This window comes from Caulobacter sp. GSs2, assembly GCF_058680895.1.
In genome coordinates this window covers 938393-954662 of sequence record NZ_CM178725.1, presented here as the reverse complement: position 1 = coordinate 954662, position 16270 = coordinate 938393, and the positions used below count along the sequence as shown (strand labels likewise).

Genomic DNA, 16270 nt, shown 5'->3' with positions numbered 1-16270 from the left:
TCGGATTTTGATTTTTCAGCGGGGATTGTAAATCGTTCCCCACACGCGGATATGAGGACCCCCACCCCACAAGGCAAGACATAGACGTGACCGGCGCCGCTTCAACCACCCTCGACGAGGCCCGCGCGGCCCTGGATCTCATCGTCGATCCGTTGACCGGGCAGGGACTTGTGGCTGCCGGACTGGTGCAGGGCCTGGTGGTCCGCAATGGTCGCGCCGGTTTCATGCTGGAAGTCCCGGTCGCCAAGACGGCCGCCTATGCGCCTGTCCGCGAGGCCGCCGAGAAGGCCCTCGCCGACCTGCCGGGGGTCGATGTCGCCCAGGTGGTGCTGACCGCCCAGGCCGCCGAGGGCGCCACCCGGGTGCGCAAGGGCGCCAAGGTGTCCGAGGATCCGAAGGCCCGCATGGTCCCGCCGCCGGAAGCCGAAAAGCCCGCCCATGTGAAGCACGTGATCGCCGTGGCCTCCGGCAAGGGCGGGGTGGGCAAGTCCACGGTCGCCACCAACCTGGCCTGCGCTTTCCACGCCATGGGCCTGAAGGTCGGCCTGCTGGACGCCGACATCTACGGCCCGTCCGGGCCGCGCATGATGGGCGTCAATGGCGAACCCAGCTTCGAGGACGGCAAACTTCAGCCCCTGGAGGCCCACGGGATCAAGATCATGTCGATCGGCTTCATGGTCGATGAAGACAAGGCGATGATCTGGCGCGGTCCCATGGCCTCTTCGGCCGTCCGCCAGATGATCCACGAGGTTGCCTGGGGCTCGGAAGCCGCGCCGCTGGATATTCTGGTCGTCGACCTGCCGCCGGGCACCGGCGACGTGCAGCTGACCCTCGTGCAGAAACTGCGTATCGACGGCGCCGTGCTGGTCACCACGCCGCAGGAGATCGCCCTGATCGACGCGCGCCGCGCCGCGATCATGTTCGGCAAGACCGCGACCCGGATCCTGGGCCTGATCGAGAACATGGCCTTCTTCGCCGACCCTTCGACAGGCGCCCCGATCCCGATCTTCGGTTCCGGCGGCGGCGTGGCCGAGGCCAGGGTGCTGGGCGTGCCGGTGCTGGCGGAGGTTCCGATCGAACTGGCCGTCCGCGAAGGCGGCGATCACGGCGTCCCCGTGGTGCTGGGCAAGCCCGACAGTGCGGCGGCCCGGGCGTTTGTCGGGGCCGCGAAGGCGTTGTGGGGCATTGTCAGGAACTAGCATTGCCTGACGCCCGTACAGGCGCATAGGGGCCAGAAAAGCCGTCCGAGCACGGCCCGGACGGCCTGTTCCTGTCTAGTTCACGTCAGCCCTAGAAGCTGAAACGCGCGCCCGTCGACATCACGACGGCGGACCCCGTCACGTCGCCGCGCAGGTTGACGGTCGAGCTGGTCGCCGTCACGTCGGTTCGATTGATCTTCGTGTCTTCGAAGCCGATGTAGCTGAGGGCCGCGTCGAGCTTCAGGTTCGGCTTGGCCGCCCAGGTGGCGCCGGCCGCGTACATCATGCGGTTGCCGTCCGGCACGCGGGCCGTGCGGCCGATGTCCGGGGTCGGAGTCGGATCGTACTGCACGCCGGCCCGCAAGGTCAGGCGCGGGCTGACCTGATAGTCGACGCCGACAGCGGCGGTGGTGACATCCTTGTAGTCCTGGACGCTGGTCGAGCCTGAGGTCGCATACTTGACGCGGATGGCGTCGAACTGGCTCCAGCCGATGCGGCTGACCGAACCGTTCAGGGTGACGCGGTCATTGACCGCCCAGCGCGCGCCGATGATGGCCATCCAGGGGGTGGTGATCTGGGCCTCGCCGGCGGTCTTGAAGTTGCTGGACGCCGGGATGGGCGCCAGCAGGCCCGAGACGGCGACCTCGCCCTTCAGGGTCTGCTCGACCTTGGCGCGGTAGCTGGCGCCCAGGGTCAGGGCCGGGGTGGGCCGATATTGCGCGCCCACGGTCCAGCCATAGGTCCAGCCGTCGCCCTTGAGTGACTGCAGGCCATCGGCCTGCAGCGGCGAGATGTTGGGCAGGGCGTTGGTCAGTTCCGCGTCGGCATGGACGGCGCTGACGCCGACGCCGAGGTCCAGCTTGTCATTGACGCGCCAGGCCACCGTGCCCTGGAGGTCGGCCGTGGTCAGGCGCGACTTGAGCGCGTCATAGCGGGTCCAGCTGCGCGGACCATATTCGGTGGTGAAATTGTAGGGCGCAGCGAGCGACAGGCCCAGGGTCAGGTGCTCATTGATCCGCCAGGCGCTGGCGAAGTTGGGCACGACGCCGCTCTTGATCGGCTTGGAGACGCGGCTGTCGCCGCCGATCGCCGTCGTCACCGGCACGGGGCGGGTGATGGTTGAGCCGTTGTTGTTGACGTCGGAATCGACCTGGATGACGTGCAGACCGCCATAGACCTCATGGGCCTCCAGGCCGGCGATCGCGGCGGGGTTCCACCACAGGCTGGATGCGCCGTGATCAGCGACCTCGCCCGAATAGGCCCGGCCCGCGCCGCGCACCGATTGTTCCTGCAGATAGAAGGCCGAAGCGGAGGCCTGGGAGGCGGCGACGAGCACGCCAAAAGCCACGCCGACGGCGAGGCGGTTACGCGAAAAAGTCATGAACTGACGAGACCTTCTTGGGGAGGAGAAGTCCCCAAGCGTCTTGCGGCGCTGGAGGAGCGCCGCGTCTACCGGATTGAGTCAGAAACCGTCGCTATTTCTCAGTTGTGGGGCGAATTTTATACATCCAGTCAAAGAAACGGGGCCGCGAAGGCCCCGTTTCAACCGCTGTTATGTCAGTAATGGCGCAAATGCGGCCCCAAAGGGGTCGCTTTCACTACAAGACTATTGTCAGCCGCCCGCCATTTTGCGGAAGAACTTCTGACCTTGCTCGCCGCCGTTGAAATAGGCCTTTTGGCCGTCTTCGGCGGTGATCTGGCCCCAATGGTCGCGGATGCCCTCGGCCGACAGTTCGCCGTCGCTGAGATAGACGCCTTCGGTCTCATAGAGGCGCGTCAGGGCGAAGGCGCCGGCGCCGGCGGTCAGGATCGCGCCGGTCGGGGCTTCGTCGGAGACCAGATACATCACGCCTGGCGTGACCGCCTCAGGCGCCAGCTTGGCCAGCACTTCGGGCGGCATCAGGCCCTCGGTCATGCGGGTGGCGGCGACCGGGCTGATGGCGTTGATGTGGACGTTGTTCTTTTGACCCTCGAGCTTGAGGGTGTTCATCAGGCCCAGCACCGCCATCTTGGCCGCGCCGTAATTGGACTGGCCGAAATTGCCGTACATGCCCGACGACGAGGTCGTCACGACGATGCGGCCGTAGTTCTGGGCCTTCATGATGTCCCAGACCGCCTTGATCGGCTTGAAGGTGCCCCAGACGTGGACCTGCATGACCGCCTCGAAGTCGGCCAGCTCCATCTTGCTCAGGGTCTTGTCGCGCAGGATGCCGGCATTGGCGATCAGGATGTCGATGCGGCCCCAGGTGTCCATGGTGGTCTTGACCAGGTCGGCGACGCCGGCGTCGTCGGTCACCGAGGCGCCGTGGGCGATGGCTTCGCCGCCGGCGGCCTTGATCTCTTCCACGACCTTCAGGGCGGCGTCTGACGAGCCGCCCGAACCGTCGACGCTGCCGCCCAGATCGTTGACCACCACCTTGGCGCCGCGACGGGCCAGTTCCAGAGCGTGCTGTCGGCCAAGGCCGCCACCTGCGCCCGTAACGATCGCTACCTTGCCGTCAAAACGGATGTCCGACATGCCCTAGTCTCCCTCAAACGCGTGTTTGGTTTGGCGCGTTTGTGCGGCGCGGGAGGGGAGGCGTCAAGGGCGCCGGCGCCGCGCGGCCCAGACGTTTTGCGCCGCTCAGGCGTTCCGTGTCCGAGCCTTGATCCTGATCACAGTGTCATGGGCCGCAGAGGCATATGGCGAAGGCCGGACGCCAGGAGAACCTCGCTATGCCTGACCATCCGCTACACCCTGCCCACGCTCCCAAAGGCGCGGCGCCGGGACCCGCCGCGATTGGATCTTTCTACACCTGTCCGATGCATCCCAGGGTTCGGACGGTGGGGCCCGGTGTCTGTCCGATCTGCGGCATGGCGCTAGAGCCCGAGGCGCCGCAGCTTGACGATGGCCCCAATCCCGAGCTGACAGACATGACCCGGCGGTTCTGGATCGCTCTGGTCCTCACCCTGCCGGTCTTCGTGCTGGACATGGGCGCGCACCTGTTTGGCCTGATGCCGCCCTGGGGGGACCGCGCCAACGCCTTCATCCAGCTGGCCCTGGCTTCGCCGGTTGTGCTGTGGACGGGCTGGCCGTTCTTCCAGCGTGGCTGGGCGTCGATCCTGGCGCGCAGCCTCAACATGTTCACCCTGATCGCCCTGGGGACCGGCGCGGCCTATCTCTATTCGCTGGTCGCGACCCTGGCGCCGGACCTGCTGCCCGCCAGCTTCAAGGGTCATCACGGACAGGCGCCGGTCTATTTCGAGGCCGCGGCGGTGATCACCGTCCTGGTCCTGCTGGGCCAGGTGCTGGAACTGCGGGCGCGCGAGCGCACCGGGGGCGCCATCCGCGCCCTGCTGGATCTGGCCCCGCGCACGGCCCGGCGCATCGGCGCCGACGGCCAGGACGCCGAGGTCGGCATCGACGCCATTCTGGTGGGCGACCGGCTGCGGGTCAGGCCGGGCGAGACGATTCCCGTCGACGGCGTGGTGCTGGAAGGTCGCGGTCATGTCGACGAGGCCATGGTCACCGGCGAGTCGATGCCGGTCCTCAAGGCGCCAGGCTCGCTGCTGGTCGGCGGGGCGATCAACAAGAGCGGGGGCTTTGTCATGCAGGCCCAGCGCGTCGGGCGCGACACCCTGCTGTCGCGGATCGTGGCCATGGTCGCCCAGGCCCAGCGGTCGCGTGCGCCGATCCAGCGGCTGGCCGATCGGGTCGCGGCCTGGTTCGTACCCCTTGTGCTCGCCGCTGCCGTCCTGGCCTTCGCGGCCTGGGCGCTGGTCGGTCCCGAGCCGCGTCTCGCCAACGCCCTGGTCGCCGCCGTCGGCGTGCTGATCATCGCCTGTCCCTGCGCCCTGGGACTGGCGACGCCGATGTCGATCATGGTCGGGGTCGGGCGCGGCGCCCAGGCCGGCATCCTTCTGAAGGACGCCCAGGCGCTGGAACGTCTGGAGCGCATCGACGTGCTGGTCGTCGACAAGACCGGCACCCTCACCGAGGGCCGTCCTGTCCTGACCGCCATCCAGACCGTCGGACTGGAGGAGGACGAGCTCCTTCGCCTGGCCGCCAGCCTGGAACGCGGCAGCGAGCATCCGCTGGGCAAGGCGATCGTCGAGGCCGCCGAGGCGCGCAAGCTGGCCCTGGCCGAGGTCGCCGGGTTCGACTCGCCCGTGGGACGCGGCGTGACCGGTCTGATCGAGGGCCGCCGCGTGGCGATCGGGGCCGAGCCTTACATGTCCGATCTGGCGATCGCGGTCACCGATCTGGCCAAGGGCGCCGAGGCGCTGAGAGGCGAGGGGGCGACGGTGGTCTTCGTGGCGCTGGACGGCGCGGCCGCCGGGCTGCTGGCGATCAAGGACCCCATCCGTCCGTCCAGCCGCAGCGCGATCAAGGCGCTGAAGGACCAGGGCGTTCGCGTGCTGATGATGACCGGTGACAATGAGGTCACCGCCATGGCCGTGGCTCGCGCTCTGGGCATCGATGAGGTGGAGGCCGGGGTGCTTCCCGACCGCAAGGCCCATGTCGTCGAACGGCTGAAAGCCGAGGGGGCTTCGGTGGCCATGGCGGGGGACGGGGTCAATGACGCCCCGGCCCTGGCGGCGGCTGATGTCGGCATCGCCATGGGCGGCGGCGCCGATGTGGCGATGGAGGCGGCCGGCGTCACCCTGTTGAACGGCGACCTGATGGGCGTGGTCCGGGCCCGCTCGCTGTCGCGGGCGGTGATGCGCAATATCCGCCAGAACCTGACCTTCGCCTTCGCCTACAACGCCGCCGGCGTGCCGATCGCGGCCGGGGCGCTGTATCCCGCCTTCGGCCTGACTCTGACGCCGCAGCTGGCCGCCCTGGCCATGGCGCTCAGCTCCGTCAGCGTGATCGGCAACGCCCTGCGGCTGAGGACCTGGAAGGCCTGAGCCGCAACGAAAGACGCCGGGCGGAGAACCGCCCGGCGCCTCGTGGTCTCTGGAAGCGGGTTGGCTAGCTCGGCTTGGTCATGCCGCCGCCGACGGGGGCGGTCGGCTTGTTGCGCTTCACGCCGGCCTTCTTGCCGGGCTTCATGAACTTGACCAGCACGCGTTGGCCGACCAGCAGCGGGGCGCCGTCGGCGCTGACCACCACCTCGACCACGCGCTCGTCGCTGCGCTGGCTGGGATCGTCGGAGGCCAGCTTGCGGGCCCCGAACACGGCGGCGCGGCGCAGGACCTTGCCGATATAGACCTTGTCGGGATCGCCCTCGGGCTGGATTTCGACCTCTTGGCCATTGGCCACATTGGGGATGTCGGCCTCGACGATCTCGGCGCGGACGATGCGCTGGGTGTCGGGCTCGAGGTCGAACATGTTGGACACGTTCAGGGTCGAGGCGCCGGCGCCGGGATTGGCGTAGCGGCGGGCGATGCGGCCGTTCATCGGCGCGCGGATCACCGTGAGTTCCAGGTTGTACTGGGCCTCGTTCTTGCGGGCGATGGCAGTGGCGACCTGGGCCTGCTGGGCGGCCAGGGTGGCGCGGGCGTTGGCGATGGCGTCTGACGCCGCATCGACGCGCGTGCCGGCCACGAAGTTGCTGGCGGTCAGCTTGCTGAGACGCGCATGCTCGCGCTGGGCGGTGGTCAGCTGGACGCGGGTGGCGTTCATCATGGCGCGCGCCTGGTCGACTTCGGCGCTGGCGCGTTCGACGGACAGGCGGCCCTCGTCGCTCTGCTGGCGGGCCAGGATCTGGCCTTTCACGACCACGTCGCCTTCCTGGACATAGACGGCCTCGACCACGCCGCCGCGACGGGCGGCCACCTGGATGATGCCGCCCTCGACATCGGCCTTGCCGTTGGCGATGGCCGCATAGGGGCTGGGCTCTTCCTGGGCCGCAGCCACCTCGAGCTTCTTCTTTTTCTCGGCCGCCTGGCCCTTCATGTAGAAGAACCCGCCGCCGCCAGCGGCGAGCACGACGATGACGATCCAGAACATTGGGCGGCGCAAAAAGCCGAACATATCAGTTTCCCCCAGAAATCAGTGGCTGAGCGGACCGGGATTGGCGTCGGGCGTTCTACGCACGTCGTCCAGGATCCGGCCGTCTTCGATGTGGATGACGCGGTCGGCATAGGCCTCCAACCGCGGGTCGTGGGTAACGCAGATCACCGCCGCGCCGCGCTCGGTCGCCGCAGCGCGCAGGAGCTTGATGACGGTTTCGCCGCTCTTGCCGTCGAGGGCCGAGGTCGGCTCGTCGGCGAAGATCAGGTTGGGGTTCTTGGCCAGGGCGCGGGCGATGGCCACCCGCTGCTTTTCGCCGCCCGACAGTTCCGAAGGCCGCTGATTGACGCGCGGGCCAAGGCCCACCGACTCCAGGGCGGCCTGGGCGCGGCGCGAGGCCTCGCCGGGACCCACGTTCTGGTACTTCAGAACGGTCATCACCTGTTGCTTGGCGGTGAGGGCCGGGAACAGGTTGAAGCCCTGGAAGATGAAGCCGCAGTGGTCCAGTCGGAAGCGGTCAATCTTGCCGGCCGACAGTGACCAGAGGTCATTGGCCTCCAGCGCGGTGACCTTGCCCTCGTCGGGCTTGAGCAGACCGGACAGGGCGGCCACGAGGGTCGACTTGCCTGAGCCCGAGGGGCCCATGACCATGGTCACGTCGCCATGCTTGGCGTCGAAGTCCACGCCCTTGAGCACCTCGATAAAGGTCCGGCCGGTCTTGAAGCGCTTGACCAGACCCTGGGCCGAGAGGGCGCTCTGACCGCGCAGGTGGCTGTGATCGTTGCTCATCGCAGCAGGTCCGCGGGTTGGCTGTTCTTCAGGATGCCCAGCGACAGGAAGCCGGAGAGCATGGCGATCAACACGAGGAAGATCGCGACGGTGATGATCAGGCTGGGCGGGAAGAACATCGGCACGCCGCCGGCGCTGGCCAGCAGGGTGACAAGCCAGGTCAGCAGACCGGCGGCCCCGACCCCGACGATGCCGACCCAGAAGGACAGCTCCATGACGATGTTGCGCAGGTCGCCCATCGACACGCCCAGGGCGCGCAGGGAGGCGAACTCCTTGATATTGGCCATGATCGCGCCGCGCAGGGTCTGCCAGGTGATGGCGACGCCGATCAGCAGGCCCAGGAAGGCCGAAAAGCCCAGCATGATGCCGATGATCTGGTCGTCCAGCATGGCGCTGGAATTGGCGTCGGCCAGTTCCTGACGGGTCCAGGCGCGGAACTTGCCGTCGGCCTTCTTGTTCAGTTGGGCCGCCACGATCTCGGCGCGGGCCGGGTCGCGGATCTGCACCATCAGGGGACCGACCCGCTGGCCGGTATCCGCCTCGCCCAGCATCCGCAGGGTGTCGCGCGACATCACCAGGGTGGGCTGGATGATGTTGGGATAGCCGGTGGTGACCACGGCGATATTGATGGTCTTGCCGTTATAGATCGCCTTGTCGCCCTTCTTGACGCCCAGGCGCTTCAGCGCGGTCTGGTCGACGGCCACGGCATAGGGCTGGCGCAGGGCCTCGACCATCGACTGGGTGTAGTCGGTCGGCACGGTCACATAGCCGGGGATGGCGTCGATCACGGTGACGTTGACGAACTCGGTCTTGCGACCACCGCCTTCGCCTCCGGCCGGCTTGCCGCCCTTGGCGGCGGCCTTGGTGCGGGCGTCAATCTTGGCCTGCTCCTCGGGAGACAGGATGTTCTGGAACCGGCCGCCGGACCCGTCGAGGGGCGCGACCTGGGTCACCTCCGGGTGGCTGTAGACCAGCGGGATCATGCGGCGCGGCAGACCCGAGGGACCGCCGAACAGGGCCTTGGCGCCGGGGCCCAGCACCATGATGTCGGCGCGCGCCCGGTCGATCTGGGCGGTGAAGCCCTTGCCGATGCCGACGAACATGCCGACCTGGGCCAGCACCAGAAGGCCCGAGAACGCCAGGGCGACCACGGCCGCCATGTATCGACGCCACTCGTAAAGCAAAGTGGCCAAGGCCAGCGACATGCGAAAAATGCTCCCCCAATCAAGGGTTGCAGCAATGACCGGCGTTCATCCAGCGGCCAAGTTAAATCGGGGTAAGGCGGAGCATCCGGCGGCGTGGCGGGGGCGCCGGGGTTTCAGCGGTGCAGCTTTCCTCGATATTTCCAGCCGGTAACATGCTGAAATGTGGAATGTTTTTCGCTGGTCTTTGCGTGCGCCGGCTCACTCGGCGCAGGCGCTCTGGTCTTTGGGGTCGGGCGCTGCAATCTGAAAGGAGAGCGCAATGACCGTCTCAAGTGTCGGTTCCTCATCGCTGACGCAGCAAATGCGGCAGCTTCAACAATCGATGTTCACCACGGCGGACGCCGATTCCGACGGCGCGCTGTCGCTGACCGAGTTCCAGTCGATTGGGCAGAAAGTGCAGGGCGGCGGCGATCGCCCCCCTGCGCCGCCCATGGGCGGGCAGGGCGGCCCCGGCGGAAATTTCAGCGGCGACACACTGCGCTCGCTGATGTCGGTGCAGATGCTGGGCTCGGACGCCGGTTCGATCCTCAGTAGCGGCGATACCGACGCCGACGGCCTGATGTCGGCTGACGAGATTTCCACCGCCCTGGCCGCCAATGCGCCGGAGCAGGCCAAGGGTCTGGGCCTGGAAGGCAAGATGGCGCAGGACATGATCTCCGCGCTCGATTCCGACGCCGACGGCGCCCTGTCGTCCGACGAGATCGCCTCGGGCCTGTCCTCCGCGCAGTCGGCCCTGCAGGGCATGGGCGGTCCGCCGCCGGGTGGTCCGCCGCCGTCTGAGGCCGCCGGCCAGAGCGCCTCGGCGTCTTCTGGGGCCAGCGGTTCCAGCACGACCTATGACACCCGCGACACCAACGAGGACGGAACCGTCTCGGCCAGCGAACTGCTGGCCTCTCTGGACACCGATGAAGACGGATCGCTGTCGACATCCGAGTTCGACGTGTTGATGGACGCCTTGAGCGCGGTCCAGGAATCGAGCGGCAGCGCCCTCGCGGGCGCGGCGAGCGATGGCGGCGGGGCAGGCGCCGGCGCCTCCCGGCCCAGTGTGGCTTCAGACCTGATGCAAAAGCTGCTGGCGCAGCTGAACACCGCGATGACATCCGGTTCGGCGTCCGCCGGCTCTGTCAGCGCCACGGCCTGAAGTCATCCCTTTCCTCCTGTCCTTCCGGCGATACAGCCTATCGTCGGGAGGGTCGGGGGCGGGGGAGATCCTGCCGTCCTGACGGCACAAGTCCCTTCATGCGGCGCGAGGCGCGCAAGCCGCTTGCCTCTAACGGTAAACTTGGTGTCAATCTCGGCCCTTGGCTGACGTCGCGGGGGCGTCGCCTAGTTCAAAGGTTCTTCTGTCTTGATGTTTCGTTCCGAGAACGTTCAAGCCCTCGCGGGTCTGGCGCTCACCCTCGCCCTTTGCTGGCTGGTCTCCGAGAATCGCAAGCGTTTCCCCTGGGTGCTGGCCATCGGCGCCATCGTCGTCCAGGTCGGCCTGGTACTGCTGCTGTTCGGACTGCCCCAGGCCCAGACGCTGCTGCGCGGCGTCAATGGCGCGGTCGAGGGCCTGTCGGCCTCGACCCAGGCCGGCACCATGTTCATCTTCGGCTTCCTGGCGGGCGGCGATCAGCCCTATCCGGTCAGCAATCCGGGCCTGGGCTTCATCTTCGCCTTCCGCGTCCTGCCGGTGATCCTGGTGGTCTGCGCCCTGTCGGCGCTGCTCTGGCACTGGAAGATCCTCAAATGGGCGGCGCAGGGCTTTGGCTTTGTGTTCCAGAAGACCCTGGGCCTGCGCGGCCCGCCGGCCCTGGCCACCGCCGCCACCATCTTCATGGGCCAGATCGAAGGCCCGATCTTCATCCGCGCCTATCTCGACAAGTTGTCGCGATCTGAACTGTTCATGCTGATCGCGGTCGGCATGGCCTGCGTCAGCGGCTCGACCATGGTGGCCTATGTCACCATCCTGGCCGATGTCCTGCCCAACGCCGCCGCCCACGTGCTGACCGCCTCGATCATCTCGGCCCCGGCCGGCGTGCTGCTGGCCCGGATCATCGTGCCGGCCGATCCGATGGAAAAGGTTTCCAGCCTGGACCTCAACATCGACGACAAGACCTATGGCAGCTCGATCGACGCCGTCATGAAGGGCACGACCGACGGCCTGCAGATCGCCCTGAACATCGGCGCCACCCTGATCGTCTTCGTGGCCCTGGCCACCATGGTCGACAAGGGTCTGGCGGCCCTGCCGGACGTCGGCGGCCAGCCGTTGAGCATCGCCCGCGGCCTGGGCGTGGTCTTCGCGCCCCTGGCCTGGTCGATGGGCATCCCCTGGAAGGAAGCCGGCACCGCTGGCGGCCTGCTGGGCGTCAAGTTGATCCTCACCGAGTTCACGGCCTTCATCCAGATGTCCCAGACGGGCGCCGCCCTGCTGGACGAGCGCACCCGGATGATCATGACCTACGCCCTGTGCGGCTTTGCCAATATCGGCTCGGTCGGCATGAACGTGGCCGGCTTCAGCGTGCTGGTGCCCGAGCGCCGGCAGGAAGTGCTGGGCCTGGTCTGGAAGGCGATGATGGCCGGCTTCCTGGCCACCTGCCTGACCGGCTCGCTGATCGGCCTGATGCCGCGCGAGCTGTTCGGGCTCTGATGCTATGAGTGTCCAGGCGCTTCCCAGCGTCTGGACACGACCGCCATGGAGGGAGCGACCTTGTCGAACTTCATCCAGATCACGCCGTTCATGCACGTGCCCGAGCTTGAGCCGGCGTTGACGTTCTTTAACGACATCCTCGGATTCAAGACCCTCTTCCGTGAGGGTGACTACGCCTATGTCGAGCGGGAAGGGGCGGGCGTCCGCATCCTGGCCGGGCAGGGCGAGGACGGCGCGCCGCCGGGCAACCGCCGCTTCTGCTACTATGTCGACGTCCGCGACGTTGACGCCCTGTACGATGAGTTGAAGCCGCGCCTCGACACCCTGCCGCCCCGCGACGTCCACGGTCCGGCGGACAAGCCCTACGGCCAGCGCGAACTGCTGGTCGTCGCGCCGGACGGCAACCTGATTGCGTTCGGCCAGGCGATCACCGGGGTCTAGCGACCGCCTCTTTCCTTCCCCCACGAAACCCGCTCATCCTCCCGTCTAAACGGGAGGATCTCACCATGAAGCTCTATGACAGCCGCCGCGCCCCCAATCCTCGCCGGGTCCGCTGGTTCATGGCCGAGAAGGGCATCGAAGACGTCGAGATCGTCGACATCGACATCTTCGGCGGCCAGCACAAGACGCCCGACTATCTGGCGAGAGCCGGCCTGCCCAATGTGCCGGCGCTTGAGATCGACGAGCACACGACGATCACCGAGTCGGTGGCCATCTGCCGCTATCTGGAAAGCGTTTATCCCGAGCCGAACCTGTTCGGGCGCGATCCGCTGGAGACCGCGATCATCGAGATGTGGACCCGCCGCGCGGAGATGCTGCTCTCGACCCCGCTGATGATGGCCGTGCGGCATGGCCATCCCGCCCTGGCCGCCATCGAGACCCAGGTGCCCGAAATCGCCGAGACCAATCGCAAGGCCGCCGAGCGGGCGCTGAAGGTGTTCGACCGCCGCTTGGCCGAGAGTGAGTTCATCGCCGCCGATCGGGTGACCATCGCCGACATACTGGCGGTCACGGGGATCGATTTTGCCCGTATGGTCAAGTTCCGGCCGGACGCGGAACTGGTCAATGTCGGGCGGTGGCTTGAGCAGATGATGCAGAGGCCGGCGGCCAAGGCTGGGGTGTAGCGATCACTTGCCCCCACCTGGTCGCTTCGCGACCGTCCGCCCCTGTAGGGGGCGGATGAACTCATCTTCCCCCTCCGGGGGAAGACGATCGCGGAGCGATCCGTAGGGGGCCAGTGGCTATCGGTTCCGGATCTTCTTGATCACGCCGGAAAAGTTCAGCATCGGCGAACTGCCCGTCGAGACCAGCCCGCGCACGAACAGCAGCGAGCCGCCGGCCTTGGTCACTTCGCCGGTCGCCGTGACCAGGTCGCCGGGCCGGGCCGGGCCCATGAACTCGCCGTTCAGGCTGACGGTCACGGCGTGCTGGCCGGCCAGCGCCCGCCAAGAGATCGCGAACAGCGAAAAGTCGGCGAAGGTCAGCATGCAGCCGCCGTGCATGAAGCCGCCGCCGTTCATGTGGCGGGTCTCGGCCTTGAAGGCGGTGGTCACCAGGCCGGTCTCATCTTCCCTGAAATAGAAGGGTCCGGACTGGTCCTCGAACGGATCCAGACCCGACCAGGTGCGCCAGCCGGCCCACTCGCCGCTCTCGACCAATCGCGGCCCGCCGGGCGCGTCATTGCCGCCATCCATGTGCTCGTCCCCTCAAATCAACCGGCCTGAGCTAGAGCCGTGTCGAATGACGCGCAAGCCGTCCCTCGCGTAAGGCGGCGATCCGTGGCATGGAGCGGCCCATGACGACCCCGATCCAAGAGACCATCCTTTCCCAGCTGGCAGGCCTGCCGGAGGGAAAGTCCATCGACCCCATGAGCGTCGCCAAGGCGGTGCAGCCCGAGCGCTGGCAGCAGATCCTGGGCCACGTGCGCAACAACGCCATCGAACTGGCGCGCGCCGGAACCATCGTGATCCTGCGCCACAACAAGCCGGTCGATCCCGAGAAATTCCGCGGCGTCTATCGCCTGCGCACCCGGCTGCCGGGCGATCCCACCAGCTTCGAGACCGCCGCTCCGGATGACGACGCGGACGACGATATCTGATCCCTGTCGACTAAGTCTTGAAACGAAACTCAATCGATGAACTATGAGCCCCAACATTAGGGGAGTTTACCGATGCTGATTCACGGCTCGTCACTGTCGCCGTTCGTGCGCAAGACCATGGCCTTCGCGACCGAGAAGGGCCTGACCTTCGAAAACAAGGTCGGCCGGCCCGGCTCGCCTGATCCAGAGTTTCTGGAGATCAGCCCGTTCAAGAAGATTCCGGGCTTTCAGGACGGTGATTTCAGGATCTCCGACTCCAGCGCCATCGTCACCTATCTGGAGGCGGCCTATCCCGAGCCCAACCTGATCCCGCTTGAGCCCAGGGCCCGCGCCCGGACGATCTGGTTCGAGGAGTTCGCCGACAGCATCTTCGTCGGTGCGGCCGGCAAGATCTTTTTCAACCTGGTGGTCGGCCCTCGGTTCATGGGTGTCGAAGCTGATCTGGCGGCGGTCGAAAAGGCCACGACCGAAGAGATGCCGCCGGTGATGGACTATCTGGAGAAGATCGCTCCCGAGAGCGGCTTCCTGATCGAGGACCGCCTGACCCTGGCCGACATCGCCGTGGCCAGCCCCTTCGCCAACCTGATGCATGCGGGCTTTGACTTCGCCAAGTGGCCCAAGGCCAAGGCCTGGGCCGACGGCATCCTGGCCCGGCCGTCGTTCGAAACGGTGATTGCCAAGGAACGGGGTTTCCTGGGCGGTTAGAGTTTCTCTGGCGCGGCGACGCTTGGACAAGCGCCGCCGCGCCCTGGATTGTCCCGATGCTCGACGCGCTTCTCTCCGACATCGCCGCCTGCCGGGCCTGCGCGCCGTACCTCCCGCACACGCCCCGGCCTGTGACGCGGGTGCGCGAGGAGACCCGCATCCTGATCGCCGGCCAGGCGCCGGGACGGCTGGTCCACGAGACCGGCCTGCCGTTCAACGACCCGTCCGGCGTGCGCCTGCGCCAGTGGATGGGGATCGACCGCGAGACCTTCTATGGTCGGCCCGAGATCGGCGTTGCGGCCATGGCCTTCTGCTTTCCGGGGACCAACCCCAAGGGCGGCGACTATCCGCCGCCGCCGCGCTGCGCGGCGATGTGGCGGCCGCAGTTGCTGGAGCAACTTCCGAACGTCGAACTGACCCTGCTGGTCGGCAGCTATTCCCAGGCCTGGGCGCTGGGCGACAGGGTGGGCAAGACCATGACCGACACCGTCGCGGCCTGGCGCAGCTTTGGCCCCAACGTCCTGCCCATGCCGCATCCGTCGTGGCGCAACACCGCCTGGCTCCAGCGCAATCCGTGGTTCGAGGCCGAGGTCACGCCCTATCTTCGCCAGCGCGTGGCGGGCATTCTGGGGGCATGAACCGCCGAAGCCTGATCCTCACCGCGTCCGCCGCCGCCCTGAGCGGCTGCGCGCCCCTGACCCAGAGGCTGGACCTGGGGCCGCTGGGCTTTCGAGGGGCGCGCTTCGAGGGCGAGGATTTCGTCAGCTTCGACGGCGCGCGGCTGGGCCTGAGGACCTGGCTACCGACCGGAGAACCGGAGTGGGTGATCGTCGGTCTGCACGGCATGAACGACTATTCCAACGCCTATCACCTGGCCGCCGACGGGTGGGCCGGGCAGGGGATCGCCACCTACGCCTTCGATGTGCGTGGCTTTGGTCGCTCGCCCGAGCGCGGCGTCTGGGCGCCGGTCGGGATCGTCATCGAGGATGTGCGCACCTGCGTGGCCCTGGTGCGCGAGCGGCATCCGGGCGCGAAGATCGCCCTGGCCGGCATCAGCATGGGCGGGGCGCTGGCCATCACCGCCATGACCGATCCCGATCCGCCCGTCGTGGATCGCCTGCTGCTGTTTGCCCCCGCCGTCTGGGGCTGGTCCGAACAACCCATGCCCAATCGCGCCAGCCTGTGGGTCACCGCCCACATGGTCGGCGGATGGGTGGTCGAGCCGCCCGACTGGCTGGTGCGCAAGGTGATGCCCAGCGACAATCTCGACGAGCTGCGGCGCATGGGCAAAGACCCGCTGATGATCTGGGGCGCGCGCTCCGACACCGTCTATGGCCTGGTCGGCCTGATGGAGAAGGCCTGGCGCTCGACCGACCAGATCACGGTCCCGACGGCCTGGTTCTATGGGGTCAATGACAAGATCATCCCCAAGGCGCCGACGGTCGAGGCGGCGGCGAGGCTCAAGCCTTCCGACCGCACGGCCTGCTACGAAAAGGGCTGGCATCTGCTGCTGGTCGATCATCAGGCGCCGACCGTCTGGCGTGATGCGGTCAGCTTCCTGAACGACCCCGCCGCGCCCTGGCCCTCGGGCGCGCCGCCGATCCCGGACAGCGTCAAGGTCATGGAGGCCATGGCGCCCAAGCCCCTCAAGGGCGCCGCCAAGTCTTCGGGCAAGTCTTCGGGGTTGTGACCGCGCGCCGGGGA

16 protein-coding genes are annotated in these 16270 nt (G+C 67.4%); 10 read left to right on the top strand and 6 right to left on the bottom strand.

Annotated features, from left to right (window positions below; all coding sequences use genetic code 11):
• Window positions 1–86 precede the first annotated feature (86 nt).
• Window positions 87–1199, top strand: coding sequence for an Mrp/NBP35 family ATP-binding protein (locus ACW17Z_RS04685; RefSeq protein WP_492057754.1), 1113 nt, complete (start codon window positions 87–89; stop codon window positions 1197–1199).
• Window positions 1200–1290: 91 nt separating this feature from the next.
• On the opposite strand, the gene ACW17Z_RS04680 is transcribed toward ACW17Z_RS04685, so the two are convergent.
• Window positions 1291–2580: an outer membrane protein transport protein gene (locus ACW17Z_RS04680; protein WP_492057753.1), complete on the bottom strand. Its 1290-nt coding sequence runs from the start codon at window positions 2578–2580 to the stop codon at window positions 1291–1293.
• 231 nt (window positions 2581–2811) lie between these two features.
• A complete protein-coding gene (locus ACW17Z_RS04675; protein ID WP_419317618.1) occupies window positions 2812–3717 on the bottom strand; it encodes an SDR family NAD(P)-dependent oxidoreductase in 906 nt (301 codons plus the stop codon).
• Window positions 3718–3914: 197 nt separating this feature from the next.
• Here ACW17Z_RS04675 and ACW17Z_RS04670 point away from each other — a divergent pair, with 197 nt between their 5' ends.
• Window positions 3915–6089 (top strand): copper-transporting P-type ATPase, encoded by a 2175-nt coding sequence (locus ACW17Z_RS04670; protein WP_492057752.1) that lies wholly within the window; start codon window positions 3915–3917, stop codon window positions 6087–6089.
• Window positions 6090–6153: 64 nt separating this feature from the next.
• Here ACW17Z_RS04670 and ACW17Z_RS04665 read toward each other — a convergent pair whose 3' ends face one another.
• The 3 genes from ACW17Z_RS04665 to ACW17Z_RS04655 are packed head-to-tail and all read right to left on the bottom strand — an operon-like array spanning window position 6154 to window position 9131.
• Window positions 6154–7158, bottom strand: a complete 1005-nt coding sequence (locus ACW17Z_RS04665; RefSeq protein ID WP_492057751.1) for an HlyD family secretion protein — start codon at window positions 7156–7158, stop codon at window positions 6154–6156.
• An 18-nt stretch (window positions 7159–7176) separates the two neighbouring features.
• On the bottom strand, window positions 7177–7926 hold the full coding sequence (locus tag ACW17Z_RS04660; RefSeq protein WP_492057750.1) for an ABC transporter ATP-binding protein: 750 nt from the start codon (window positions 7924–7926) through the stop codon (window positions 7177–7179).
• Window positions 7923–9131 carry an ABC transporter permease gene (locus ACW17Z_RS04655; protein WP_419317614.1) on the bottom strand — a complete coding sequence of 403 codons (1209 nt, stop codon included), beginning with the start codon at window positions 9129–9131 and terminating at the stop codon, window positions 7923–7925. Before ACW17Z_RS04655 ends, ACW17Z_RS04660 begins: the two co-directional genes overlap by 4 nt.
• A 259-nt stretch (window positions 9132–9390) precedes the next feature.
• Between ACW17Z_RS04655 and ACW17Z_RS04650 the strand changes: the two genes are divergently transcribed.
• From ACW17Z_RS04650 to ACW17Z_RS04635, 4 genes are all read left to right on the top strand, one after another.
• Window positions 9391–10272 (top strand): EF-hand domain-containing protein, encoded by an 882-nt coding sequence (locus ACW17Z_RS04650; protein ID WP_492057748.1) that lies wholly within the window; start codon window positions 9391–9393, stop codon window positions 10270–10272.
• 210 nt (window positions 10273–10482) lie between these two features.
• The gene (locus ACW17Z_RS04645) at window positions 10483–11763 is read left to right on the top strand and encodes a NupC/NupG family nucleoside CNT transporter (protein WP_492057747.1); all 1281 of its coding nucleotides are present in this window, start codon (window positions 10483–10485) and stop codon (window positions 11761–11763) included.
• Between the two features lie 60 nt (window positions 11764–11823).
• Window positions 11824–12204: a bleomycin resistance protein gene (locus ACW17Z_RS04640; protein ID WP_492057746.1), complete on the top strand. Its 381-nt coding sequence runs from the start codon at window positions 11824–11826 to the stop codon at window positions 12202–12204.
• A gap of 65 nt (window positions 12205–12269) precedes the next feature.
• Complete coding sequence (locus ACW17Z_RS04635; RefSeq protein WP_492057745.1) at window positions 12270–12887, top strand: glutathione S-transferase family protein; 618 nt, start codon at window positions 12270–12272, stop codon at window positions 12885–12887.
• Window positions 12888–13004: 117 nt separating this feature from the next.
• Here the strand turns inward: ACW17Z_RS04635 and ACW17Z_RS04630 are convergent, their stop codons facing one another.
• On the bottom strand, window positions 13005–13457 hold the full coding sequence (locus ACW17Z_RS04630) for a PaaI family thioesterase (protein WP_419317609.1): 453 nt from the start codon (window positions 13455–13457) through the stop codon (window positions 13005–13007).
• 101 nt (window positions 13458–13558) lie between these two features.
• On the opposite strand from ACW17Z_RS04630, the gene ACW17Z_RS04625 reads away from it, so the two are divergent.
• The 4 genes from ACW17Z_RS04625 (at window position 13559) to ACW17Z_RS04610 (ending at window position 16256) form a co-directional block, all read left to right on the top strand.
• Window positions 13559–13861 (top strand): DUF3253 domain-containing protein, encoded by a 303-nt coding sequence (locus ACW17Z_RS04625; RefSeq protein ID WP_419317608.1) that lies wholly within the window; start codon window positions 13559–13561, stop codon window positions 13859–13861.
• 72 nt (window positions 13862–13933) lie between these two features.
• A complete protein-coding gene (locus tag ACW17Z_RS04620) occupies window positions 13934–14566 on the top strand; it encodes a glutathione S-transferase family protein (RefSeq protein WP_492057744.1) in 633 nt (210 codons plus the stop codon).
• A 56-nt stretch (window positions 14567–14622) separates the two neighbouring features.
• On the top strand, window positions 14623–15204 hold the full coding sequence (locus tag ACW17Z_RS04615; RefSeq protein WP_492057743.1) for a uracil-DNA glycosylase family protein: 582 nt from the start codon (window positions 14623–14625) through the stop codon (window positions 15202–15204).
• Window positions 15201–16256, top strand: coding sequence for an alpha/beta hydrolase (locus ACW17Z_RS04610; protein WP_492057742.1), 1056 nt, complete (start codon window positions 15201–15203; stop codon window positions 16254–16256). The genes ACW17Z_RS04615 and ACW17Z_RS04610 overlap by 4 nt, the downstream gene beginning before the upstream one ends.
• Window positions 16257–16270: the final 14 nt, after the last annotated feature.

Bases quoted from the DNA above. Each gene is read 5' to 3' on its own strand.
- ACW17Z_RS04680 (WP_492057753.1), bottom strand. From the start codon at position 2,580: ATGACTTTTTCGCGTAACCGCCTCGCCGTCGGCGTGGCTTTTGGCGTG.
- ACW17Z_RS04675 (WP_419317618.1), bottom strand. From the start codon at position 3,717: ATGTCGGACATCCGTTTTGACGGCAAGGTAGCGATCGTTACGGGCGCA.
- ACW17Z_RS04670 (WP_492057752.1), top strand. From the start codon at position 3,915: ATGCCTGACCATCCGCTACACCCTGCCCACGCTCCCAAAGGCGCGGCG.
- ACW17Z_RS04665 (WP_492057751.1), bottom strand. From the start codon at position 7,158: ATGTTCGGCTTTTTGCGCCGCCCAATGTTCTGGATCGTCATCGTCGTG.
- ACW17Z_RS04660 (WP_492057750.1), bottom strand. From the start codon at position 7,926: ATGAGCAACGATCACAGCCACCTGCGCGGTCAGAGCGCCCTCTCGGCC.
- ACW17Z_RS04655 (WP_419317614.1), bottom strand. From the start codon at position 9,131: ATGTCGCTGGCCTTGGCCACTTTGCTTTACGAGTGGCGTCGATACATG.
- ACW17Z_RS04650 (WP_492057748.1), top strand. From the start codon at position 9,391: ATGACCGTCTCAAGTGTCGGTTCCTCATCGCTGACGCAGCAAATGCGG.
- ACW17Z_RS04645 (WP_492057747.1), top strand. From the start codon at position 10,483: ATGTTTCGTTCCGAGAACGTTCAAGCCCTCGCGGGTCTGGCGCTCACC.
- ACW17Z_RS04635 (WP_492057745.1), top strand. From the start codon at position 12,270: ATGAAGCTCTATGACAGCCGCCGCGCCCCCAATCCTCGCCGGGTCCGC.
- ACW17Z_RS04630 (WP_419317609.1), bottom strand. From the start codon at position 13,457: ATGGATGGCGGCAATGACGCGCCCGGCGGGCCGCGATTGGTCGAGAGC.
- ACW17Z_RS04625 (WP_419317608.1), top strand. From the start codon at position 13,559: ATGACGACCCCGATCCAAGAGACCATCCTTTCCCAGCTGGCAGGCCTG.
- ACW17Z_RS04620 (WP_492057744.1), top strand. From the start codon at position 13,934: ATGCTGATTCACGGCTCGTCACTGTCGCCGTTCGTGCGCAAGACCATG.
- ACW17Z_RS04615 (WP_492057743.1), top strand. From the start codon at position 14,623: ATGCTCGACGCGCTTCTCTCCGACATCGCCGCCTGCCGGGCCTGCGCG.
- ACW17Z_RS04610 (WP_492057742.1), top strand. From the start codon at position 15,201: ATGAACCGCCGAAGCCTGATCCTCACCGCGTCCGCCGCCGCCCTGAGC.